Raw genomic sequence first — 22,111 nt, forward strand, 5'->3', positions numbered from 1 at the left:
GGCTTATAAGGTCTCACGCATGACTCATGCCATACTTCGCCTCGTTCAGGGAAACGCTACCGGCCCTTCACTGGTAACGTTTGGCGGGCAACTGGAAATAGCCGGAAACCATTGAGTGGCGATCATGCGCATCACCGCCGTTACGACGTTACGGCATGCCACGTTACGTTTGTTCGCGGCATAAACGTGAGCGGATCTGACGCAAACGATAAACCGACCGTACGTGCTAATTGGCATTAAATCGGAATATGTCACTGTTGCCGATCTAAATCATTGCGGCATTTTTTCGATAAAATCTACCGATGGATCGCCATTGGCCATTGTCATCAATAATCATTTTGTACCGAATCGGGGCCTCGGCGTTTCGCAAAGTTCAACAAATACTTCGTAGAAGAAATAACGTGATTAATCAGAATCTTCTCTCCGGATTGTCCGATACGGGTTAGTATCGTTGAAATAAAGCTGACGGCAATAACGTTGTTATTAACCTGTTTCTATCTCGCGAGACGGATGGACTCCCGGCGCGGATGGCCCAGGAAGCAAGCTTGCAAATCACTTTTTAACCCGGTGAACCGGGAGGTTTGCAAATGCTCGAAAGGAGCCTCCATTGACCATTAGAAAACAGCCCGGTGCCCGGATCATTTCGCCCTCGGAATCCTTGCCGAATCCCCATTCACTCGATTTCCCGATTGTCGGCATTGGCGCGTCGGCGGGCGGAATCCAGGCGTTGATTCGGCTGCTCCAGGGTATGCCGGCGGACGGCGGCATGGCATTCGTCGCCGTGCTGCATGTATCGCCGAATCACGCGAGCCATGTCGACGAAGTGCTGCAACGCTCGGTCTCCATGCCGGTCGTGCAGGTCTTCGGCACCACGCCGATCGAAAAGAACACGGTCTACCTGATTTCACCGTCGAACGATTTATCGCTCGCGGACGGTTGTCTTCATGTCGTCCCGAGCGACCCATCGCGACGCCGGCCAGTCGCGATCGACCTGTTCTTCCGGAGTCTGGCGGACGCGCACCGGGCACGCTCGATCAGCATCATCCTCTCGGGGATGGGCAGCGACGGCTCGATGGGCATTGCGCGGATCAAGGAGCAGAACGGCATAAACATCGTGCAGGACCCGATGGACGCGGAATACGACGAGATGCCGCGCAATGCGCTGGCAACCGGATTCGTCGATATCGTGCTGTCCGTCGAGCGGATGCCCGCCCGCCTCATCGAGCTGCGCGACAACGCCCACGCGATGAAAGCCTTGCACGCCGCTGACGACTCGCCGCTAAACGAGCCCGGCATTGAACCCGGCATTGAATCTGGCATTGAGCCAGCCGTCCCGAACGCCGATATCGACGTGCTTCAGGCATTGCTGAGCATCCTGCGCATCCGCACGGGCCACGACTTCCGGCACTACAAGCGCGGGACGGTGATGCGGCGCATCGAACGGCGGCTGCAAGTGAACGGCGTAGCCGATCTGGCCGGGTACAAGCGGTTTATCGAAATGCATCCTGAGGAAACGACGGCACTTCTGAAGGACATGCTGATCGGCGTGACGAATTTTTTCCGCGACCGCAAATCGTTCGATGCCCTGGAGCAGCGGGTGGTGGCGAACCTCTTCGCAGCGCGCCCGCTCGACGAGCCGGTGCGCGCGTGGTCGGCGGGGTGCTCGACGGGGGAGGAGGCTTATTCGCTGGCGATGCTGCTGAGCGAGCACGGGCCGGCCCACGGCAAATTTCCGCTGATCCAGGTGTTCGCTACGGATGTCGACGCGAGCGCGATCGAGACGGCGCGTGCGGGCGTTTATGCCGGATCGATCGTGGCGGACGTATCAGCCGAGCGCCTGAGCCGGTTTTTTGTGAAGCCCGGCGGCCGTTACCAGGTGAGCAAGGAATTGCGCCAGAGGGTGGTGTTCGCTGTCCACAACATCCTGAGCGATCCGCCGTTTTCGGGAATGGATCTGATCTCGTGCCGCAACCTGCTCATCTACCTCGATAGAACCGTTCAGCACCGGGTCCTGGAGACGCTTCACTTTGCGCTGCGGCCGGGCGGATTCTTGTTTCTCGGCGGCGCAGAATCCATCGAGATTGCGAGCGACCTGTTCGAGCAAGTGGACAAGCGCAACCGCATTTACCAGTCGAAACGCGTTGGTACGCGTGCTACGCCGCCGCTGCCGCTGATCCGCCCCGCGATTTTCGATATCCCCAGGCGGCCCGGTCTGGGGCATGGAACGCCCGCGTCGCTGGCGGCGCTGCGTCAGCGTGTATTCGAGCGTTATGCGCCGCCTAACGTGACCGTGGATCGCGATGGCGTGATCCTGCATATGTCCGACCACGCCGGGCGCTTCCTGCAGTACGTCAGCGGAGAACCCTCGCGGAATCTGCTCACGCTCGTCAACCCGGAGTTGCGCGCGGAGTTGCGGAGCGCGCTGCATCGCGTATTGCGCGACGGGGACAGCGTCGTGTCGCGGCGCGTGCGTTTTTCGCGCGGCGAGACGCTCTCGTTCGTCAATATATCGGCACGATTGTTCAAGGACGACGGCAGTGGCGAAGACGTGATTGTCGTGTTCTTCGACGAAATCGAGAACGAGGTTGCCGCGCAACAGGACGCCCCCGCGAACAAAGCCCAAGCCGATACCGATACCGACAAACTCATCGATCTCGAACATGACCTGCATCGTGCGCAGACGCAAATGGAGTCGTTGACGGAAGGCGCCAGCGTGTCCGCCGAGGAGTTGATGGCGTCGAATGAAGAATTGCAGGCGATCAACGAAGAACTGCGCTCGACCAGCGAGGAACTGGAAGCGGGCAAGGAAGCACTGCAGTCGGTTAATGACGAACTGGTCACGGTGAATCTCGAACTCTCGGACACCGTCGCCGAAACAGCCAAGGCCAACGACGATCTGCGCAACCTGATCTCGTCAACCGGCATTCCAACGGTGTTCGTCGACCGCGAGATGCGTATCAAGCGATATACGCCGCCGGCGGTCGAGCTCTTCAAGCTGATTGCGTCGGACATCGGGCGGCCGTTGCTGGATCTCACGCATCGGCTCGACTATCCACAAATGGCCGACGATGCACACGCGGCCTTCGACACCCTCACGCTCACCGAGCGCGAGATCCGCACGAATCGTGGCGAATGGTTTCTTGCGCGCGTGCTGCCGTATCGCACGGCGGACGATCAGATTGATGGAGCGGTCATCACGCTGATCGACATCACGGCGCGCCGGGCGGCCGAAGCGGCGGCGCGCAGCAGTGAAGAACGCTTGCGGCTGGCGGCGGTTACCACGAACGACTACGCGATCATCGTGCTGGACATGGACGGGTTGATCGTCACGTGGAACGGCGGCGCGCAACGCATTTTTGGCCATGCGGAGAGCGTAGTGCGAGGCCAGCCGCTTGATCTCATCTTTCTTCCCGGTGACCGTGAAGCGCGCGTGCCTTTGCGCGAGCGGCAACGCGCCACTCAGGCCGGACGTGCCGAAGACGAGCGCTGGCACGTGCGCTCCGACGGCACCGAAATCTATTGCAGCGGCGTCACCACGCCGATCGAATCCGATCAGTTCCGCGGTTACGCGAAGATCGCTCGCGATGTCACCAACAAGACCGGCGTCGAGAGCCAGAAGCAACTTTCACTCACGCTGGAGCGCGCGATTCGTGCGCAGTCCGAAGCGGCGGACCGGTTAAAGGACGAGTTCTTTTCCGTGTTGTCGCATGAGCTCAAAAACCCGCTCAACCTGATTCACGTGAAGGCCGAATTGCTCACGCGCATGCCTGATGTGCGGGACATCCCAAGCGTGCAGGACGCCGCCGATGCCATCCAGCGCGCGGTGGCGGGGCAGGCCAGGATCATCGACGACTTGCTCGACCTGTCGCGTGTACGTACCGGCAAGCTTGCGCTCCGGTTCGCGCCGGTGGAGGTCGCGTCCGTGCTGCAAGCGGTGGTGGCTGCGAGCGCGGCGGATGCGCGGGCGGGGGATATCGAGTTGTCGGTAGCGGGCGCCGATGCCGCTGTGATGATTCGTGCCGATGCCGAGCGCGTCGAGCAGATGGTCTGGAATCTCGTGCGCAACGCGCTGAAGTTCACGCCGCATGGCGGGCGGGTGAGGATCGCGTTATCGCGGCAAGGCGGGTTTGTTTGTGTCGAGGTGGAGGATACGGGGCAGGGTATCGATCCCGGCTTCCTGCCCCGTATCTTCGAGATGTTCAGCCAGGCCGATGGCGGCGGCCGTCGTGATCGAGGTGGCCTTGGGATCGGGTTGTCGCTTGTGAAGCAACTCGCGGAGTTGCACGGCGGGCGTATTGAAGTGGAGTCGGCGGGGCAGGGACAAGGGGCGCGCTTCCGGCTGTGGCTGCCGGAGAACGCGCCGTCGCCGCCGATGGAAACACCGCGTGAAACCGTTGATCCGGGCATCTTGAAGGGTCTGCGCGTATTGCTTGTCGATGACTCCATCGAAGCGTTAGAGGCGTTTCGTACGCTGCTTGAAATGGAGGGGGCGCAGGTGCGTGCCGAGCCGAGCGCCGAGCAGGCGCTTGAAGCGGCGGCGCAGCAGGAGTTCGATGTGGTGCTGTCCGATATCGGCATGCCGGCCATGAACGGCTACCAGATGATTCGGCAAATGCGAAAGACACCGCGGACCGCGCGGCTGCCTGCGCTGGCGCTCACCGGGTTTGGCCGCGAACAGGATGTCGCCCGCGCGCTCGATGCCGGGTTTGACGGTCATTTGAGCAAGCCGGTATCGTTGAAGGGACTGGTCGCGGCGATTGCCCGGAGTTTGCGGAAGTGAGGGGGGGCTTGTGCCAATCCAGGACGGCTGTTGTTTGCAATTTGTTAGCATTATGCTAACATTGGTCATGTACACGATCGAATACACCAAAGACGCTGCCAAAGTACTCAAAACAATGCCGCGTAACGTCGGTGCCACGATCCAGGCAAAGATAAAGCTGCTTGCGAACGATCCGTACTCGGCTGCCAATGTGAAGAAGTTAACCGGACGCGATGGCTATCGGTTACGTGTTGGTGACTGGCGTGTTTTGTTTGAAATCAACGATGGCAAACTGGTGATCCTGGTGCTTGCCGTCAGACCTCGAGGAGGGGCTTACGAATGACTGCCATTCAATTTATCGAGCGCGACGGTCGCGCTGAATTCGCGATCGTGCCTATCGAAATCTGGAACCGCGTCGCGCCGTTGATCGAGGATCTCGATGACGAAGCGCTTTTTGATCAAGCGAAAGCAGCCGACGATGGTTTCCACGTGCCAGTCGCTGTGCTCGATGCTGAGTTGGCCGGCGCACACCCAATACGCGCCTGGCGCGAATATCGCAATCTCACTCAGGATGCGTTGAGCGAAGCATCCGGCATTAGCAAGCCGTATTTGAGCCAGATCGAAAGTGGGAAGCGAAACGGCACGTTCAAAAAACTTGCTGCTATAGCCAAGGCGCTCGCTGTGCCCGTGGATATCCTTGCGCAGCCGTAGTGTTTTGTCCCGTCGAGTTCCTACATCAAAACAATATCGTATTGCTCCTGACTCAGATTCGACTCCACCTGAAGCGAAACCGGCTTGCCAATAAAGTCCATCAACATCGCCAGATGTTGCGACTCTTCCTCGAGAAACAAATCGATCACCTGCTGCGACGCCACCACGCGAAACTCGCGCGGATTGAACTGACGCGACTCGCGCATGATCTCGCGCAGCACGTCGTAACACACGGTGCGCGGCGTCTTCACCTGGCCTTTGCCATCGCAGGTCGGACACGGCTCGCACAACACATGCGCGAGCGATTCACGCGTGCGCTTGCGTGTCATCTCAACCAGCCCCAACTGAGAAAACCCGTTCACCGTCACCCGCGTCCGGTCTCGCGATAACGCCTTCTTCAATTCGCCAAGGACCTGATCGCGATGCTCGACGTTTTCCATGTCGATGAAATCGATAATGATGATCCCGCCCAGATTGCGCAACCGCAGTTGCCGTGCAATGGTGTGCGCTGCTTCGAGATTGGTTTTGAAGATCGTATCGTCGAAATTACGCGCACCTACATAACCGCCCGTATTCACGTCGATGGTGGTCATTGCTTCGGTCTGGTCGATCATCAGATAACCGCCCGACTTCAAGTCGACCCGGCGTGACAACGCGCGCTGAATCTCGGCTTCAATGTTGTACAGGTCATATAGCGGCCGCTCGCCCGCATAGTGATGCACACGGGAAGCCACAGCCGGCGTGAACTCGATCGCGAAGTCGGCCAGCATCTGGTACGTCTCGCGCGAATCGACCTGAATACGCGAAGTCTCGTCGTTGACGAAATCGCGTAACACGCGCTGTGCAAGATTGAGATCCTGATGCAGCAGCGAGGTCGGCGCTACCCGCGTCGATTGCGCGACAATCGTCGCCCATGTCTTGCGCAAATAAGCGACATCGGCCGCAAGCTCTTCACTCGACGCATCTTCCGCAATCGTCCGGACGATGTAGCCGCCTTTTTCGTCAACGGGAAGAACAGCCGTGAGCCGTGCCCGGATGGCCTCGCGTTCAGCCTCGCTGGCAATCTTCTGCGAGATCCCGATATGCGGCTCCTGCGGCAGATAGACCAGTGTTCGCCCCGCGATACTCACCTGCGTGGAAAGCCGCGCGCCCTTGGTGCCGATAGGATCCTTGACCACCTGCACCATCAGCGCCTGGCCTTCGAACACGATCTTCTCGATCGGCGTATGCGGCGCGTTCGAATGCGTTTCGCCGGCAATACGCGGATGCCAGATATCCGCCACGTGCAGGAACGCCGCACGTTCGAGCCCGATATCGATAAAGGCCGACTGCATGCCAGGCAGCACGCGCACGACCTTGCCGAGATAGACATTGCCTACCCGTCCGCGCGACAACGTGCGCTCGACGTGCAGCTCTTGCACCGCGCCTTGCTGAACGAGGGCAACGCGGGTTTCCTGCGGTGTGACGTTGATCAGGATTTCTTCGTTCATGGACTGTTTAGAAGTCAACGCGCGCCACGCGCAGGAGTGCTGCTGTTTCGAAAAGAGGCAGGCCCATGATACCCGAATAGGACCCCTCGATCCGTTCGATAAACGCCGCGGCGCGTCCCTGAACGCCATATGCACCGGCCTTTCCGAGCGGTTCGCCCGTGGCCGCGTAACGCTGCAGTGCAGCACGTTCGACAGCGGCGAACCGCACGAGCGAACGCGACAGAACAGGCGTGAGCAGAACGCCGTCTGCATCGACCACGGCAAGCGCTGTCAGCACCTCGTGATCGCGTCCGGATAGCCGTTCGAGCATTGCGACGGCATGGTCCGCGTTGTCGGGCTTGCCCATGATCGCGCCATCGAGGGTGACGGTTGTATCGGCCACCAGAATGGGTGCCGCACGATGTGCGCCCTTCTGGCGGCGAGCGTAGGCCGCTTGCGCCTTTGCTGCGCAAACACGCAGTACATAGACGTCGGCCGCCTCACCGGGCAACTCGGCTTCGAGCGCTTCGGCGTCTTCATCGGGACGCGGCAGCAACAACTCGAAGCGCACGCCGAGTTGCTGTAACAGTTCTTGCCGCCGGGGACTTTGCGACGCGAGATAAACAAAAGGGAAGCTGGACGATGGCATGTTCGCGGATATTGAAGGTCACGCGCCGTAGCCCCAAGCGTGGTTGTTCAACGCCCGATGCCACACCTCATACGTTACGCGCGATGATAGGGATGATTTTGCGTGATGCTCCACGCGCGATAAAGCTGTTCGGCCAGCAGCACGCGGACCATGCCGTGCGGCAGCGTGAGACTTGAAACACGCAGCAGGACTTCGGCACGCGCCTTGACCTGCGGGTCGAGACCGTCGGCGCCGCCGATCACGAACGCCACGTCACGGCCTTCCTGCTGCCAGTCCGGCAATGCGCCGGCGAGTTGCATGGTGGTCCAGTCACGGCCGCGTTCATCGAGCGCGACAAGCCGCGCATTCTTGGGCAGCGCCGCCTCGATTCGCAGGCGTTCGGCAGCCATCACGCTCTCGGCGTTACGTCCCGATGAACGCTGTTCGGGCTTGATCTCACGCAACTCGACGCGCAGCTCGGGCGGCATGCGTTTCGCATACTCGTCGAAGCCGGTCGCGATCCAGTCGGGCATCTTGTGGCCGACCGCGAGGATATGAAGTTTCATGGCGACAGTGCAAAGCGCTTCACCCGCACTACGTCCGCGCTTTTACCTTGACGGGCAGCGCGACGTACGGGTGCGGCCAGCGTCAGCGGCGCGTGGTCTTGCGAGCTGGCTTGGCTGCCGGCTCGTCGTCTTCTTCGTCGTCCGACACGCTCACCTGGGCGCCGCTGAAGCCACCCGAGCTTTGCAGTTTCACCCGCACGGGTTTGTCGCCCCAGACCTCTTCGAGGTTGTAGTACTGGCGCAGCGCCGGTTGCAGGATATGGACGACGGCGTCGCCGCAATCGACCAGCACCCACTCGCCGACCTCTTCGCCTTCGGTGCTGATGACGTCGCCGCCCAGCCCCTTGACCTTGTCGCGCACGCTGTTGGCGAGCGCCTTGGTCTGACGATTCGACGTGCCGCTCGCGACGATGACACGGTCGAAGAGGGCGGTCAGGTGGGTGGTGTTGAACACCTTGATGTCCTGCGCCTTGACGTCTTCGAGACCGTCGATGATCGCGCGTTGAAGCTTTGTGATTTCCATATTTTTACCGATGGTTTTTACCGATGATACAAGTGGTGTTGAACAATATAGTCCCATACGGCGGACGGTACATGACTCTCGGCGTCCCTCTCACCCACCGCGTGCGCCCGCAGGCTTTCTCCCAACTGCTCACGGATCTCCGTTGCCGATACTTCCAGCTCCAGCGCGGAATCAATCAGCAGATGACCGTGCGGCGTGGCTTGCAGCACTTCAGCCGGGGCGCTGCGCGCGGCAATCTCCGCGGCTACGGCGGGAGAAACCGTTGAGACATTAAATCCGGCGCGGGTTTCCACGCACACGTGCGCAAACTCGAACAGGCGTTTCCAGTCGCGCCATGAATCCAGATGCACGAGCTGGTCGGCGCCGATCAAAAGTGACAGCGACGCGTCCGCACCTTCCCGGGCACGCCAGCGAGCCAGCGTCTCCACGGTATAGGTCGGGCCGTCGTGGTCGATTTCATCGGTGGCGACGATGACTTGCAACCCTTCCGCATGCAGCGAATCCGCCGCCGCGCGGGTCATGGCAAGCCGGTGATGCGCCGCGGTTACATCCTTTTTCTGCCACGGCTGGCCGGCCGGCAACAGCACGAGTTCGGTCAGGTCGAGCAACTCGGCGAAACGGCGCGCAAGGGCCAGATGAGCGTCGTGAATCGGGTCGAACGTGCCGCCCAGCAAACCGACGCGTCGAGCGCAAGGGAGGTTCGATTTCAGTGGACGATCCTCTTCGGGGACAGATTGCAACAGGTGCAGCGATCAGGTCTCATAGTCTGCAGCCTTCTTGCGGCTTCTTTCGCAGTTCTTTTATAGCCACTCTCGTGGCACCAGGAAATCGGAGTAAAGCCGCGCTTCGGGCGTGCCCGGCTCCGGCTTCCAGTCGTAGCGCCACGTGACGGCCGGCGGCATCGACATCAGGATGGATTCTGTCCGGCCGCCACTTTGCAGCCCGAACAACGTACCGCGGTCGAAGACGAGGTTGAATTCCACGTAACGGCCACGCCGGTAGGTCTGGAATTCCCGCTGCGCTTCGCCGTAAGGCGTGTCACGACGGCGTTCGATGATCGGCAGATACGCGGCCAGGAAGCTGTCGCCGACACTGCGCATCATGGCGAACGATTCGTCGAAGCCGGGTTCCGAGACGTCGTCGAAGAAAATCCCGCCGACCCCACGCGCTTCATTGCGATGTTTGAGATAAAAATACTCGTCACACCATTTCTTGAAACGCGGGTACAGATCTGTACCGAAGGGCGCCAGCGCGTCGCGGCATATGCCGTGAAAATGCCGCGCGTCTTCCTCGTAGCCGTAATAAGGCGTGAGGTCCATGCCGCCGCCGAACCAGAACAGCGGGGGCTCACCCGCTTTTGTCGCGATCAGCAGGCGCACGTTCATGTGCACGGTAGGGCAGTGCGGATTGCGCGGATGCATGACAAGCGACACGCCCATGGCCTCGAAACCACGCCCGGCAAGTTGTGGACGCGCGGCGCTCGCCGAGGGCGGCAAAGCGTCACCGGATACATCGGAGAAACCGATGCCGCCGCGTTCGAAAAACTGGCCGCCTTCGAGAATCCGTGTGCTGCCGCCTCCGCGCAACCGTTCTTCCGGGCCACGCTGCCAGGAATCGATGAGGAATTCATGGCCGTCGAACGCGCCAAGCGTCTGCGCGATCTGCTCTTGCAAACCGGTCAGATAAGTGCGGACAGCTTGTACGTCGTAGGTTGGAGCGGTCATCGTGGACTGTTTTACGGCTTGCGGGGAAAGAGCCCGGAGTGGGGCGAACCTTGGATTGGCCCAAAGTTGCCTCGTCCTGTGCGCGTTCCTTCTAAAAACGCACTGCCGGACGCGAAGGTCCGGCAGTGCGTTGCTCAATGTGCTGCGTTTCCGGCGACGGTTTCTAATGACGGTTTCCGGTCACCTTGCTTCCGGCTACCTTAACACCGGTTCCGCTTCAGCTCTGGCGGTCGGCCGCTTTACGATTCAATGCGCGATAACCAATGTCTCGCCGATACTGCATGCCGTCGAACGCGATTTGATTGATCGTATCGTAGACGACGGACTGCGCGCCACGTACCGAGTCGGATAAACCCACGACGCACAACACGCGTCCGCCCGATGTACTGAGCTTGCCGTTTTCCAGCGTGGTGCCTGCGTGGAAAGTCACGGCTTCCGGCGTCTCCGGAGGAATGCCATTGATCCGGTCACCCTTGCGCGGCGTGTCCGGGTAGTTGTGCGCGGCCAGCACGACGCCAAGCGCTGTGCGCCGGTCCCACTCGATCTCCGCCGTCGCCAGTGTCCCGGCGATCGCCAGTTCCACTACCTTCGAGAAATCGCCCTTCAAGCGCGCCATGATCGGTTGCGTTTCCGGATCGCCCATCCGGCAATTGAATTCGAGCGTTTTCGGATTGCCGTGCGCGTCGATCATCAGGCCCGCGTACAGGAAACCGGTGTAGCGGATGCCTTCCTGCTCCATGCCACGCACGGTCGGCAGGATGATTTCGCGCATGACCCGGGCGTGCAGTTGCGGCGTGACGATGGGCGCGGGCGAATAAGCGCCCATGCCGCCGGTGTTCGGGCCCTTGTCGCCGTCGAGCAAGCGCTTGTGGTCCTGGCTCGAGGCCAGTGCCAGCACATGCTTGCCGTCCACCATCACGATAAAGCTCGCTTCCTCGCCGTCCAGGAATTCTTCGATCACCACGCGCGCACCGGCGTCGCCCAGTTTGTTGTCGGCGAGCATGGAGTCCACCGCCGCGTGCGCTTCTTCAAGCGTCGTTGCCACGACCACGCCTTTGCCGGCCGCGAGTCCGTCGGCCTTGATGACGATGGGCGCGCCCTTCGTGTCCAGATACGCGTGGGCAGCGGCTATGTCCGTGAACGTTTCGTATTCGGCCGTCGGAATAGCGTGGCGCTTCATGAACGCTTTCGCGAAGTCCTTCGAGCTTTCGAGTTGCGCGGCTTCCCTGGTCGGGCCGAAAATTTTCAGGCCACGTGAGCGGAACAGGTTGACGATACCCGCCGCGAGCGGACCTTCGGGGCCGACCACAGTCAGCGCAATCTGCTCTTTCTCCACGAAATCAGCGAGTGCGGCGGGATCGGTAATGTCGACATTGAGCAGACGCTCGTCCTGAGCCGTTCCGCCGTTACCCGGCGCGACATAAACCATCTGCACGCGCGGCGACTGCGCGAGTTTCCACGCGAGCGCGTGTTCGCGACCGCCGGAACCGACGACGAGTAACTTCATTTAAATCCTCGAAGATCTTAAGAAATTCATGGCGGCAGGAGGGTGGACCTGGGTCGAATCGATTTTTATCAATTCGAGCCGATTTAAATTGGTCCACCGCGCCTGATCCGCGGATATCTGCTTTGTCATGCGCCGGATCTTGGCCGGTCGTCTGCCGAATCCTCGGCGGGTGCATTGACGGTGGAAGTGGTTCGCGCCATCACGCGGCTGCGTCACTCGACTTCCTGGCTGTCAAACGCGGCTTCCGGCCAGGTTCGGCCCACCTCAACGGCTATATCCAGCCTGCATTTCAGGGTCGGATTGCTGGAAACATGCCCGGCGTGGTCTGCCGGCTTGCCTTTCACATAACGCGCCAACCGGCGGGTTTATTTACCCATGGCCACCGTATTCGGCGCGCACGCGTCCGGGCTCCGCTGTTCAAACAAACGACTGAACCCACCGCCACATGCACCAATCGAGCCAGAAACGGACAGTGGCTTCGGACGTCCCACACCGGGCACATCCGCGCCGCACGGGTGTTCAGACAAACCGTCGCGGCGGCTTTGTGGCCGACCGGCTCATTTACCCGGCAATCATTCCTGGTCGATGGCCGCGTTGGTGTACACCTCTTGCACGTCGTCCAGATTTTCCAGCGCGTCGAGCAATTTCTGCATTTTCGCCGCGTCCTCGCCGGTGAACTCGACTTCCGTCTGCGGCTTCATGATGATTTCCGCCACTTCCGCCTTGAACCCCGCAGCTTCCAGTGAATCTTTCACCTTCTGGAAGTCGTTGGCGGGGCAAACTACTTCAATGCTGCCGTCGTCATTCGTCACCACGTCGTCCGCACCTGCCTCGAGCGCCGCTTCCATCAGCTTGTCTTCGGACGTGCCGGGACCGAACAGGAACTGGCCGACGTGATCGAACATGAACGCCACCGAGCCGTCCGTGCCCATGTTGCCGCCGAACTTCGAGAACGCGTGGCGGACTTCCGCAACGGTCCGGGTACGGTTGTCCGTCATGGTGTCCACGATGATCGCCGCACCGCCGATACCGTAGCCTTCGTAGCGAATTTCTTCATACGTCGCACCGTCGACACCACCCACACCGCGCTGGATAGCGCGGTTGATGTTGTCCTTGGGCATGTTGGCGTCGTAGGCCTTTTCGACGGAGAGCCGCAGGCGCGGGTTTGTATCCATTTCTCCGCCGCCCATGCGGGCCGCGACCTGAATTTCCTTGATAAGACGCGTCCAGACCTTGCCTCGCTTGGCATCGGTCGCCGCTTTCTTATGCTTGATGTTGGCCCATTTTGAATGACCCGCCATACCTTTCTCCATCGCGCGCGAGCTTCTCTCGCACGCCTGTGTGTCAATGATGCCGCCCTATCCCGCAAAGGCGCTTTTCGCCAGCCGGCATTTTTATGTTCGCGCCGTACGGTTGCAGGGCTCAAATCGGAAGGCGCGGCAGGGCGCATGCCTTGGTTGGCGGTTCTACGAGGCCGGGCCGGTTGCCGACAATCTGCAAATTCACGATTTCGCGAACTCGAACCAACACATCCGCCCATAACCCGCTGCCGGCCGACTGATGTTAGCTAATCCGGTCAGCCAATCCTGCCTGCTAATCCCGCCAGCCAACCCAATGCGCGAACCGCTTATTTGGCGGACCCGAATTTTATCATGGCGCGCTGCTTCGGCAGGCGTTGGCCTTGCTCCAGCGGCGCGCACGTCCTTTCATGTTCCCGTGCTGGCGCTTGGTTCTGTGCTAGTTCTTCGTACCAAACAGCCGGTCGCCTGCGTCGCCCAGGCCCGGCACGATATACGCGTGCTCGTTCAAATGCGAGTCGAGCGAAGCCACGTACAGCTTCACGTCCGGATGGGCGTCCGAGAAAACCTTCACGCCTTCGGGCGCCGCAACCAGCGCCACGAAGATGATGTTTTCACCGAGCACCTTGCGCCGTTTCATTACGTCCACGGCATGGACCGCCGAATAGCCGGTTGCGAGCATTGGGTCGCACAGGATGAACACGCGCTCTTCCAGGTCCGGTGGCAGGCGCACGAGATATTCGACCGGCCGGTGATCCTCCGCGCGATACACGCCGATATGGCCGACCCGCGCCGATGGAATCAGGTCCAGCAGCCCGTCCGACATGCCGATACCGGCCCGCAGCACCGGCACGATAGCCAGCTTCTTGCCGGCGATCACGGGCGAGTCTACGGTGACCAGCGGGGTTTCAACGCGCTTCGTGGTCAGCGGCAGGTTGCGCGTGATTTCATAACCCATCAGCAACGTGATCTCGCGCAGCAACTCGCGAAACGTTCGCGTGGACGTGTCCTTGTCCCGCATGTGCGTCAGCTTGTGCTGAATCAGCGGGTGGCTGAGGATGAAGAGATTGGGAAAGCGGCTGTCCTGTTTCATGGAATTCGCGCGGTTGCCGCGGCATTAAGTGTGGATTCGGGTGAATCGGGTGATTCGTTCGGTCCTGAAGCCGCTTCGGTTTTGCATGGCTGGGCTCAAGTAATGACGCCAGTTTACCCAAATTAGGCGCGCTCAAAGTGGAGATTGGGGGTGATAGGCCATCCGGCTTATTGCGCGTCCGACGTCCGATCCTTCATTCTTCTAGAATTGCATCACGCGGTTCGCACGAACGGATGGCGGACCAGGATTCGGCTCAAGACTTCATTACCGCGCTTTTAATCGAAATCGTTTCCCCCGGTTTCAACGCGGACAACCAGAAAGGGACAGCAATGGATATGGGAATCAAGGGGCGCACGGCGCTCGTGTGCGCGGCCAGCAAGGGTTTGGGGCGCGGTTGTGCCGAGGCGCTGGCGTCCGAGGGCGTCAACCTCGTGATCGTTGCGCGCACGGCGGGACCGCTTGAGGCCACGGCCGAGCATCTTCGTGCAAGCTTTGGCGTGAATGTGACGGCGGTGGCGTGTGACATCACCACGGCCGAAGGCCACGCCGCGGCGCTGGCCGCGTGTCCTGCGCCGGACATTCTCGTGAACAACGCCGGTGGGCCGCCGCCGGGGGATTTCCGGCAATTTTCGCGCGACGACTGGATCAAGGCGCTTGATTCGAACATGCTGACGCCGATCGAACTCATCAAACAGACGCTCGACGGCATGATCGAGCGTGGCTTTGGACGTATTGTGAATATCACGAGTTCGTCGGTGAAGGCGCCTATCGACGTGCTGGGTCTGTCGAACGGTGCACGTTCAGGGTTGACGGGTTTTGTCGCGGGTTTGTCGCGCAAGGTCGCGGCGACCGGTGTCACCATCAATAACCTGCTGCCGGGTTCTTTCGATACCGACCGGCTCATCACCACGTTCGAGGCGGACGCGAAGGCGAACAACATTTCGTTTGAAGAGGCCAAGAAACGCCGCATGAGCCGGCTGCCGGCGGGCCGCTTCGGTACGCCGGAGGAGTTCGGCCGAGCGTGCGCGTATTTGTGCAGCGTCCACGCCGGCTATATCACGGGGCAAAACCTGCTGATCGACGGCGGGGCTTATCCGGGCACGTATTGATTGTCGAATCCTATAAAACATCACAATCCATCACAACCCGGAGACATTCGATGAACCCACGCGTCGCGCTGATCGCGCACGACATGAAGAAAGATGACATCGTGGCGCTGGCCGGCGAATTCGCGGCCACGCTGGCGCAGTGCCGGCTGGTGGCGACCGGCACGACCGGTGCGCGGATCGCGGCGGCCCATGGTCTGGAGGTCGAGCGCAAGCTCTCCGGACCGTTCGGCGGCGATTTGCAGATTGGCGCTGAACTGGCAGAGGGACGGGTCGACGTGGTGGTTTTCTTGCGCGACCCCATGACGCCGCAACCGCACGAGCCGGACATCAATGCGCTGGTGCGCGCGTGCGACGTCCACAACGTGGCGTGCGCGACGAATCTCGCGACCGCACGCATGATTCTCGATGATCTGAAGCTACGCCTGAACCGGGTTTAGGCCGCGCTGAATAGTGAATAGTGAATAGTGACTAGTGGCCGGCTGGCGCCGGCAAAAGGAGACAAGGGTGACAAAGGCAATTCGATTCGATAAAACCGGTGGCCCGGAAGTGATGAAATGGGTCGACGTCGAAGTGGGCGAGCCGGGAAAGGGCGAGATTCGCGTGAAACATCATGCGGTCGGTTTGAATTTCATCGACGTGTACTTTCGTACCGGGCTATATCCCATGCCGCTGCCCGGTGGACTTGGCATGGAAGCGGCAGGTGAGGTCACTGCGCTCGGCGAAGGCGTGACAGGTTTCAAAGTGGGCGACCGGGTGGCTTACGCGTCGCGGCCGCCGGGCGCTTATGCGCAGGAACGGGTCATGTCGGGGCAGTATGTCGTGCGCCTGCCCGATGCAATCGCGTACGAGGATGCGGCGTCGGTAATGTTGCAGGGCCTGACCGCGCAATATCTGCTGCGACGGACGTATCGCGTGAAAGCCGGCGATACCATCCTGATCCACGCGGCGGCGGGCGGCGTAGGCATGCTCGCGTGCCAGTGGGCCAAGGCGCTCGGCGCGACGGTGATCGGTACGGTTGGCTCGGACGAGAAGGCCGAACTTGCGAAGGCGCACGGATGTGATTATCCGATCGTCTATACCCGCGAGGACTTCACAAAGCGGGTGCGCGAGATCACGAACGGCGCAGGCGTGCCGGTGGTCTACGATTCGATCGGCAAGGACACCTACACGGCATCGCTCGACTGCCTCGCACCGTTGGGTTTGTTCGTGAGTTTCGGCAATACATCGGGGCCGTTGCCACCCATCGATTCATCCGAGTTCGCCGGGCGTGGTTCGCTGTATTTCACGCGGCCCACGTTGTTCAGCTATGTCGCCAAACGCAGCGATCTCGAAGAGATGACGGGTGAACTGTTCAATGTGTTGAGTACAGGCCAGGTCAAGACGAGCGTACGGCAGCGGTATCCGCTGGCCGAAGCGGCAAAGGCGCACGAAGATCTGGAGGCGCGCCGAACCACGGGGTCGACAATTTTCCTGCCTTGATAAGAGCGTGAGGAAACGGACGGGGCGGACGCGGCGTTCTTTCGTGTCGCGCCGTCCATTGCGGGCACGGCGAAGAATGCGAATTAGCATAATTAATGGGTGACGCATCGGACGGGACCGTCTTGCGATCCGCGTTACTCAAATGCCCGCTGCAAGACCACCGCAACAAAACCTTGCTGCGAAGGTCTTCCGCAGCCCCATTTACACAATTTTTACGTCCATATCTCGATCTTTGATCCGCCTTTTACGTCGGCGCGCTTAATGTTCGGGCCATCGTTCAATACTTGGGGAAAATACCCGGCAGCAAACCGATTATCGGACCCGATGCCGGAGACGCAAAAAGGAGACGCGAAACGTACCGGTTCGTGATACCGCGAAAGCCACGTGTGAGTATGTTGATGTCGAACCAAAGAAACCGAACCTCGCCTCGGATGCGATTGCTCCGCAAAGCTAAAAAATGAACCGCCCAAACCCAGACGAGCTGCTCGGAAAGCTGCAAAGAGAAGAAGAGAAGCGTCGTCGCGGACGGCTGAAGATATTTTTCGGCGCATCGGCGGGAGTGGGCAAGACCTACGCCATGCTACTGGCGGCGCGGGGCAGGAAACAGCAGGGCGACGACGTAGTCGCCGGCATAGTGGAAACGCATGGCAGAAGCGAAACGGCCGCGTTGCTGGAAGACCTCGAACAACTGCCGTTGGCGAACATGCTGTATCGCGGCCATGCGCTCCAGGAGTTCGATCTCGACGCCGCGCTTCAGCGCCACCCGCAGCTTGTACTTGTCGATGAACTCGCTCATTCGAATGTTCCTGGCGCACGTCACCTGAAACGCTGGCAAGACGTGCATGAATTGCTGGACGCGGGTATTGACGTCTACACCACGGTCAATGTCCAGCATCTGGAAAGCCTGAACGACATCGTCGGGCAGATCACGCAGATCCGCGTGTTCGAGACGGTTCCGGATCGCGTGCTGGATCAGGCCGATGAAGTCACGCTGGTCGATCTTCCGCCCGAGGAGCTGCTGGAACGGCTGCGCCACGGCAAGGTCTACATGCCACAGCAGGCGGAACACGCGGTCCGCAATTTCTTTCGCAAGGGTAACCTGATCGCGCTGCGTGAACTGGCGCTGCGGCGCACGGCGGATCGCGTCGATGCCCAGATGCGCGAATACCGCGCGGATCGTTCTATCGACAGGATTTGGCAGGCGCGCGACCGGTTGGTGGTGTGCATTGGGCCAGGACCGGAAGCGCCTACGCTTGTGCGCGCCGCGGCAAGGCTCGCGGCAAGCCTGCGCTCGGACTGGATTGCGGTGTATGTTGAAACGCCACGGCTGCAAAAACTTTCCGATGCCCGTCGCGAACGCACGCTCGCCGCGCTCAAGCTCGCCGCCGAACTGGGCGCCGAGACGGTGACGCTGGCCGGCGAGGATGCGGTTGCGACGATGATTGGCTATGCGCAGGCGCGCAACGCGTCGAAGCTGGTGGCGGGTGCATCGAAGCATCGCGGTTTCGCACGATGGTTACAACGGTCGTTTGGCGAGCGGCTGGCGGAACACGCGGGCGACCTCGATCTCACGCTGATTCGAGCGAGGGAGAGCGACCAGAGCGAAGCAAACGGCTCGGATGACCGAAGCGGGTCGTCGTCGCAAGAAGAGGGGATTGCCCCTGACTGGCACGACGCGTTGAGTGCCGCGCGCGAGCAGCGCTCGGCGCCGCGGGGCTACGCGTACGCCATCGCGATCTGCGCGGTCATCACGCTGCTTGCGAGCCAGATCCGGAATCATTTCGATCTCACGAACCTCGTGATGTTTTATCTGATCGGCGTGATTTACGCAGCGGCGCGTATTGGCCGTGGTCCGGGCGTCCTGCTGTCGTTCCTGAGCGTCGCGGCCTTCGACTTCTTCTTCGTGCCGCCGCGCATGTCGCTGTCCGTCTCCGACACCCAATACCTGCTGACCTTCGCCGGCATGCTGCTGACGTCGCTGGTGATCAGCCACCTCACGTCGAGCTTGCGGCGCGAGGCGCGCGTGGCGTCCAAGCGTGAGCGCCGTACGGGCGCGATGTATGCAATGGCTGGCGAACTCGGCGCGGCGCTTGGTGTCGAGCAGATCGTGGGTATCGGTATGCGGCATGTGAGCGAAGTATTTCGCGCGAAAGTCGCGATGCTCCTGCCCGATTCCAGCGACAAAGTCCGCCAGAAACTCGATCCATCGGATACGTCAGTGGCCGCGTTGCTGCTCGATGCAAGCGCGCTTGACCTTGATGTTGGCCAATGGGTCTACGACCAGCAGAAGCCGGCCGGCCGTGGCACGGATACGCTGCCGGCTGCGACCGCGCTTTATCTGCCGCTCAAGGCGCCGATGCGTACGCGCGGCGTGCTCGCGGTCGTCACGCGCAACGCCGGCGAACTCGATGTCCCCGAACAAAAGCGCATGCTCGATGCATTCGCCGCGCAGATCGCGCTGGCGCTCGAACGGGTGCATTACGTCGAGATTGCACGCGACGCGCTGGTGAGCATGGAGTCCGAGCGCCTGCGCAATTCGCTGCTGTCCGCCATTTCGCACGATTTGCGTACGCCGCTCACGACCATCGTTGGTTTTGCATCCATGCTCGCGGAAGCGCGCGGCGACACCCGTTCGCCGGCCAATGCCGAATTGATCGCGGCGATCCACGATGAATCGCTGCGCATGACCAGCATTGTCACGAACTTGCTGGACATGGCGCGTTTGCAGGCGGGGGGGCTGCGGCTGAACCGGCAATGGTCGTTGCTGGAAGAGACGGTCGGTGCGGCGTTGCGGGCGTGTCGGCGCGTCTTGAACGGCCACCCGGTCGAGGTGCGTCTGCCCGCCGATCTGCCGTTCCTGCAACTCGATGCTGTGCTGATGGAACGGCTCTTCTCGAACCTGCTCGAGAACGCTGCGAAATATACGCCGCCGGGCTCGAAGCTCGTGATTGGCGCGGATAGCCTGGATGTGAATGGCAAGCCGTTCGTGCGTGTTTATATTGACGATAACGGTCCGGGTTTGCCCGCGAATATGGAAGACCGCGTGTTCGAGAAATTTACGCGTGGCGAGAAGGAGTCGGCGAAGCCGGGCATCGGGCTCGGGCTCTCGATTTGCCGCGCGATCGTGCAGGCGCACGGCGGTACAATCGGCGCGAATAACCGGCTGGACGCGAGTCTTCCGAACCCCCAGGTCCAGGGCGCGCGCTTCTGGTTCACCTTGCCCGTGGATGCGGCGCCGCCCGTGCCCAGTTTCTCCGATGAAGCCGAACAGGACTTCGTCGATTTCTCCCCGTCGGACCCTAAAGCCCCCTAAAGCCACATTAAGCCCCATGAGCGAACCTAACCTCACTGTTGTGTTGATCGAGGACGAAAAGCAGATTCGCCGCTTTGTGCGCGCGTCGCTCGAGGCTGAGGGCATTACCGTGCACGAGGCGGAAACGGGCAAGCAGGGGCTGGTGGAGGCGGCCACGCGCAAGCCTGATCTCGTGATTGTCGATCTTGGCCTGCCCGATACCGACGGTCTCGATGTAATCCGCGAACTGCGAAGCTGGACCGAATTGCCGGTGATCGTGTTATCGGCGCGTACGCAGGAAGAGGAGAAGGTCGCGGCGCTGGATGCGGGCGCCGACGATTACCTGACCAAGCCGTTTGGTGTATCGGAACTGATGGCGCGGATTCGGGCGCATTTGCGGCGACGCAACCAGGCCGCGTCGAGTGAATCGCCTTTGGTGAAATTCGGCGATGTAGTCATTGATCTTGGTCTTCGCCAGGTCACGCGTGGCGGTGCGCCCGTGCATTTGACGCCGATTGAATACAGGCTGCTCTCCACGCTGGTGCGGCACGCCGGCCGCGTGCTGACGCATCGCCAGTTACTGCGCGAAGTGTGGGGGCCGTCGCATGTGGAAAGCCACCACTACTTGCGCATTTACATGGCGCACCTGCGGCAGAAACTTGAACGTGATGCCGCGCAGCCGGAGCATATTGTTACTGAGACCGGCGTGGGTTATCGGCTGATCGGGGCTGTCTGAACTGCGTCGAGCACATCGTCTATTGGCACGTCGCCGCCGACAAACCCGATCACCTCGTCGCGCACACCGCGTTTGATGCATGCCACTGTGACGCGTGCAACGTCATCGCGCGAAACGGGCGCTGCATCCGCGCTGCGTTGCGTGGAGAGCGCGATCGTGCCCCGGCCGATGTCATTGGAAAGCGGTCCTGGTCGCAAGATCACATACGGGACGCCGCTTGCCTGGACGTAGTCGTCGGCTTCGCGCTTCATTTTCGAGTAGTGCTTGAGCGGCAACGGGCTGGATTCCGGCCAGTAGGCGGAGATCGCGCTGATGACCACGAGTTGTTTTGTGCGGCGGCGTTTCGCGTAATCGGCGGTGCGTTGGACGGCGTCGCGATCGATCGCGCGTTCCTCGTTCACGCCTTCGCTTTCCGCCGATCCTGCGGCGTAGATGACGTGCGTGACGTCGTCGAAGGCGTGGGAGAAATCGTGGGTCAGATCGCCGAGTACTATTTCGGCGCCAAGTGCGGCGAACTCACCGCGGTGTGCGGATTTGCGCAGCAAGACTTTGAAGGGGAGGGATGCGGCGCGGAGTTGCCGGGCAATGTGGCGGCCGGTCCGGCCGTGCGCGCCGATGAGCAGGATTTTCATTGCTTTTTCGCTCCTTCTGTTTGTGGGCAGGAGCTAAAACGTTAAGCGATTTTTGGAATTCATGCACGGGGGGAGTGCTCGCGCCGGTGGACGGGTTTGGGGGGGGAGCGGTCGGGGTTGATGCTGGGGTGCCTGGTTCCGCGGTTAGTGGTCGGGGTCAATGCCGGGTTGGTGCTTTCGGCGTTAGTGGCCTGCGAGAGTCGGATTTTCTCTTTATCACTGTTAGCCACTGTGCGTGGCGGCACGTCATTTCTTTGTCCAAAGCGACAAAGAAACGAAGCAAAGAAAGCGCTTTCAAACCACGCTACCCTAAGTGTCCACAGCGTGCAGTTTTGATTCATAGGTGCCCCAAAAGCACGGTGCTCGCCAGAGCGAAGGATGTGTGAACCCCTCCTTCTCCGAACACGGATACCCACACGCTTCGCCACCAGTGATTGAACCTGCCCAAGGTTCACCCCGCGCTATCCGCGGACGACCTCCCTCCAAATGTGTACGCGTAACGAACCTCGTAGCCAACCTTCCTAGAAACGAAGCCGCAACGGTGTACGGGGCCATAGCTGGCGAAAAGAATCGTGCAGGCCGTGC

At 60.8% G+C, this 22,111-nt stretch carries 18 protein-coding genes; 8 read left to right on the top strand and 10 right to left on the bottom strand.

The genetic code is table 11. From position 1 onward, the window contains the following. The first annotated feature begins 607 nt into the window (after positions 1-607). From ACSQ36_RS05300 to ACSQ36_RS05310, 3 genes are all read left to right on the top strand, one after another. Positions 608-4,780 (top strand): CheR family methyltransferase, encoded by a 4,173-nt coding sequence (locus ACSQ36_RS05300; protein WP_436181142.1) that lies wholly within the window; start codon positions 608-610, stop codon positions 4,778-4,780. Positions 4,781-4,847: 67 nt separating this feature from the next. Continuing rightward, on the top strand, positions 4,848-5,102 hold the full coding sequence (locus ACSQ36_RS05305; protein ID WP_436181143.1) for a type II toxin-antitoxin system RelE family toxin: 255 nt from the start codon (positions 4,848-4,850) through the stop codon (positions 5,100-5,102). Further along, positions 5,099-5,470: a helix-turn-helix domain-containing protein gene (locus tag ACSQ36_RS05310; RefSeq protein ID WP_436181144.1), complete on the top strand. Its 372-nt coding sequence runs from the start codon at positions 5,099-5,101 to the stop codon at positions 5,468-5,470. Before ACSQ36_RS05305 ends, ACSQ36_RS05310 begins: the two co-directional genes overlap by 4 nt. Before the next feature lie 20 nt (positions 5,471-5,490). Here ACSQ36_RS05310 and rng read toward each other — a convergent pair whose 3' ends face one another. The 9 genes from rng to upp all read right to left on the bottom strand — a co-directional run bounded on the left by rng (position 5,491) and on the right by upp (position 14,278). Continuing rightward, positions 5,491-6,960, bottom strand: coding sequence for a ribonuclease G (rng, locus tag ACSQ36_RS05315; RefSeq protein ID WP_213763452.1), 1,470 nt, complete (start codon positions 6,958-6,960; stop codon positions 5,491-5,493). Between the two features lie 7 nt (positions 6,961-6,967). Next, on the bottom strand, positions 6,968-7,588 hold the full coding sequence (locus ACSQ36_RS05320) for a Maf family protein (RefSeq protein ID WP_436181145.1): 621 nt from the start codon (positions 7,586-7,588) through the stop codon (positions 6,968-6,970). Between the two features lie 74 nt (positions 7,589-7,662). Continuing rightward, the gene (gene rlmH / locus ACSQ36_RS05325) at positions 7,663-8,133 is read right to left on the bottom strand and encodes a 23S rRNA (pseudouridine(1915)-N(3))-methyltransferase RlmH (protein WP_213763450.1); all 471 of its coding nucleotides are present in this window, start codon (positions 8,131-8,133) and stop codon (positions 7,663-7,665) included. 82 nt (positions 8,134-8,215) lie between these two features. Next, positions 8,216-8,656 (bottom strand): ribosome silencing factor, encoded by a 441-nt coding sequence (rsfS, locus tag ACSQ36_RS05330; RefSeq protein WP_089160712.1) that lies wholly within the window; start codon positions 8,654-8,656, stop codon positions 8,216-8,218. Between the two features lie 17 nt (positions 8,657-8,673). Continuing rightward, positions 8,674-9,399 carry a nicotinate-nucleotide adenylyltransferase gene (locus ACSQ36_RS05335; RefSeq protein ID WP_436183097.1) on the bottom strand — a complete coding sequence of 242 codons (726 nt, stop codon included), beginning with the start codon at positions 9,397-9,399 and terminating at the stop codon, positions 8,674-8,676. 57 nt (positions 9,400-9,456) lie between these two features. Beyond that, a complete protein-coding gene (hemF, locus tag ACSQ36_RS05340) occupies positions 9,457-10,380 on the bottom strand; it encodes an oxygen-dependent coproporphyrinogen oxidase (protein WP_436181146.1) in 924 nt (307 codons plus the stop codon). Between the two features lie 217 nt (positions 10,381-10,597). Further along, a complete protein-coding gene (gene purD / locus ACSQ36_RS05345; protein WP_213763447.1) occupies positions 10,598-11,887 on the bottom strand; it encodes a phosphoribosylamine--glycine ligase in 1,290 nt (429 codons plus the stop codon). Between the two features lie 572 nt (positions 11,888-12,459). After that, a complete protein-coding gene (locus ACSQ36_RS05350; protein WP_436181147.1) occupies positions 12,460-13,188 on the bottom strand; it encodes a YebC/PmpR family DNA-binding transcriptional regulator in 729 nt (242 codons plus the stop codon). Between the two features lie 436 nt (positions 13,189-13,624). Next, positions 13,625-14,278 (bottom strand): uracil phosphoribosyltransferase, encoded by a 654-nt coding sequence (gene upp / locus ACSQ36_RS05355; protein ID WP_089160717.1) that lies wholly within the window; start codon positions 14,276-14,278, stop codon positions 13,625-13,627. A 329-nt stretch (positions 14,279-14,607) separates the two neighbouring features. Between upp and ACSQ36_RS05360 the strand changes: the two genes are divergently transcribed. The 5 genes from ACSQ36_RS05360 to kdpE all read left to right on the top strand — a co-directional run bounded on the left by ACSQ36_RS05360 (position 14,608) and on the right by kdpE (position 20,894). Beyond that, positions 14,608-15,387 carry an SDR family oxidoreductase gene (locus ACSQ36_RS05360; protein WP_436183098.1) on the top strand — a complete coding sequence of 260 codons (780 nt, stop codon included), beginning with the start codon at positions 14,608-14,610 and terminating at the stop codon, positions 15,385-15,387. A 50-nt stretch (positions 15,388-15,437) separates the two neighbouring features. Next, positions 15,438-15,824 (top strand): methylglyoxal synthase, encoded by a 387-nt coding sequence (locus ACSQ36_RS05365; RefSeq protein WP_213763445.1) that lies wholly within the window; start codon positions 15,438-15,440, stop codon positions 15,822-15,824. A 67-nt stretch (positions 15,825-15,891) separates the two neighbouring features. Continuing rightward, positions 15,892-16,866: a quinone oxidoreductase family protein gene (locus tag ACSQ36_RS05370; protein ID WP_436181148.1), complete on the top strand. Its 975-nt coding sequence runs from the start codon at positions 15,892-15,894 to the stop codon at positions 16,864-16,866. Positions 16,867-17,323: 457 nt separating this feature from the next. Next, on the top strand, positions 17,324-20,179 hold the full coding sequence (locus ACSQ36_RS05375) for a DUF4118 domain-containing protein (RefSeq protein ID WP_436181149.1): 2,856 nt from the start codon (positions 17,324-17,326) through the stop codon (positions 20,177-20,179). A gap of 16 nt (positions 20,180-20,195) precedes the next feature. Next, positions 20,196-20,894, top strand: a complete 699-nt coding sequence (gene kdpE / locus ACSQ36_RS05380) for a two-component system response regulator KdpE (protein WP_213763441.1) — start codon at positions 20,196-20,198, stop codon at positions 20,892-20,894. Here kdpE and ACSQ36_RS05385 read toward each other — a convergent pair. Next, positions 20,870-21,526 carry an SDR family oxidoreductase gene (locus ACSQ36_RS05385; RefSeq protein WP_436181150.1) on the bottom strand — a complete coding sequence of 219 codons (657 nt, stop codon included), beginning with the start codon at positions 21,524-21,526 and terminating at the stop codon, positions 20,870-20,872. The two genes, kdpE and ACSQ36_RS05385, sit on opposite strands and share 25 nt — an antisense overlap. Positions 21,527-22,111 lie beyond the last annotated feature (585 nt).

The organism is Caballeronia sp. LjRoot34 (genome assembly GCF_964253815.1).
GTDB lineage: Bacteria > Pseudomonadota > Gammaproteobacteria > Burkholderiales > Burkholderiaceae > Caballeronia.

What these genes read in the sequence shown, in the direction of transcription:
- ACSQ36_RS05305 (WP_436181143.1), top strand. Translation starts at nt 4,848, where the DNA reads ATGTACACGATCGAATACACCAAAGACGCTGCCAAAGTACTCAAAACA.
- ACSQ36_RS05310 (WP_436181144.1), top strand. Translation starts at nt 5,099, where the DNA reads ATGACTGCCATTCAATTTATCGAGCGCGACGGTCGCGCTGAATTCGCG.
- rng (WP_213763452.1), bottom strand. Translation starts at nt 6,960, where the DNA reads ATGAACGAAGAAATCCTGATCAACGTCACACCGCAGGAAACCCGCGTT.
- ACSQ36_RS05320 (WP_436181145.1), bottom strand. Translation starts at nt 7,588, where the DNA reads ATGCCATCGTCCAGCTTCCCTTTTGTTTATCTCGCGTCGCAAAGTCCC.
- rlmH (WP_213763450.1), bottom strand. Translation starts at nt 8,133, where the DNA reads ATGAAACTTCATATCCTCGCGGTCGGCCACAAGATGCCCGACTGGATC.
- rsfS (WP_089160712.1), bottom strand. Translation starts at nt 8,656, where the DNA reads ATGGAAATCACAAAGCTTCAACGCGCGATCATCGACGGTCTCGAAGAC.
- hemF (WP_436181146.1), bottom strand. Translation starts at nt 10,380, where the DNA reads ATGACCGCTCCAACCTACGACGTACAAGCTGTCCGCACTTATCTGACC.
- purD (WP_213763447.1), bottom strand. Translation starts at nt 11,887, where the DNA reads ATGAAGTTACTCGTCGTCGGTTCCGGCGGTCGCGAACACGCGCTCGCG.
- ACSQ36_RS05350 (WP_436181147.1), bottom strand. Translation starts at nt 13,188, where the DNA reads ATGGCGGGTCATTCAAAATGGGCCAACATCAAGCATAAGAAAGCGGCG.
- upp (WP_089160717.1), bottom strand. Translation starts at nt 14,278, where the DNA reads ATGAAACAGGACAGCCGCTTTCCCAATCTCTTCATCCTCAGCCACCCG.
- ACSQ36_RS05360 (WP_436183098.1), top strand. Translation starts at nt 14,608, where the DNA reads ATGGATATGGGAATCAAGGGGCGCACGGCGCTCGTGTGCGCGGCCAGC.
- ACSQ36_RS05365 (WP_213763445.1), top strand. Translation starts at nt 15,438, where the DNA reads ATGAACCCACGCGTCGCGCTGATCGCGCACGACATGAAGAAAGATGAC.
- ACSQ36_RS05375 (WP_436181149.1), top strand. Translation starts at nt 17,324, where the DNA reads ATGAACCGCCCAAACCCAGACGAGCTGCTCGGAAAGCTGCAAAGAGAA.
- kdpE (WP_213763441.1), top strand. Translation starts at nt 20,196, where the DNA reads ATGAGCGAACCTAACCTCACTGTTGTGTTGATCGAGGACGAAAAGCAG.
- ACSQ36_RS05385 (WP_436181150.1), bottom strand. Translation starts at nt 21,526, where the DNA reads ATGAAAATCCTGCTCATCGGCGCGCACGGCCGGACCGGCCGCCACATT.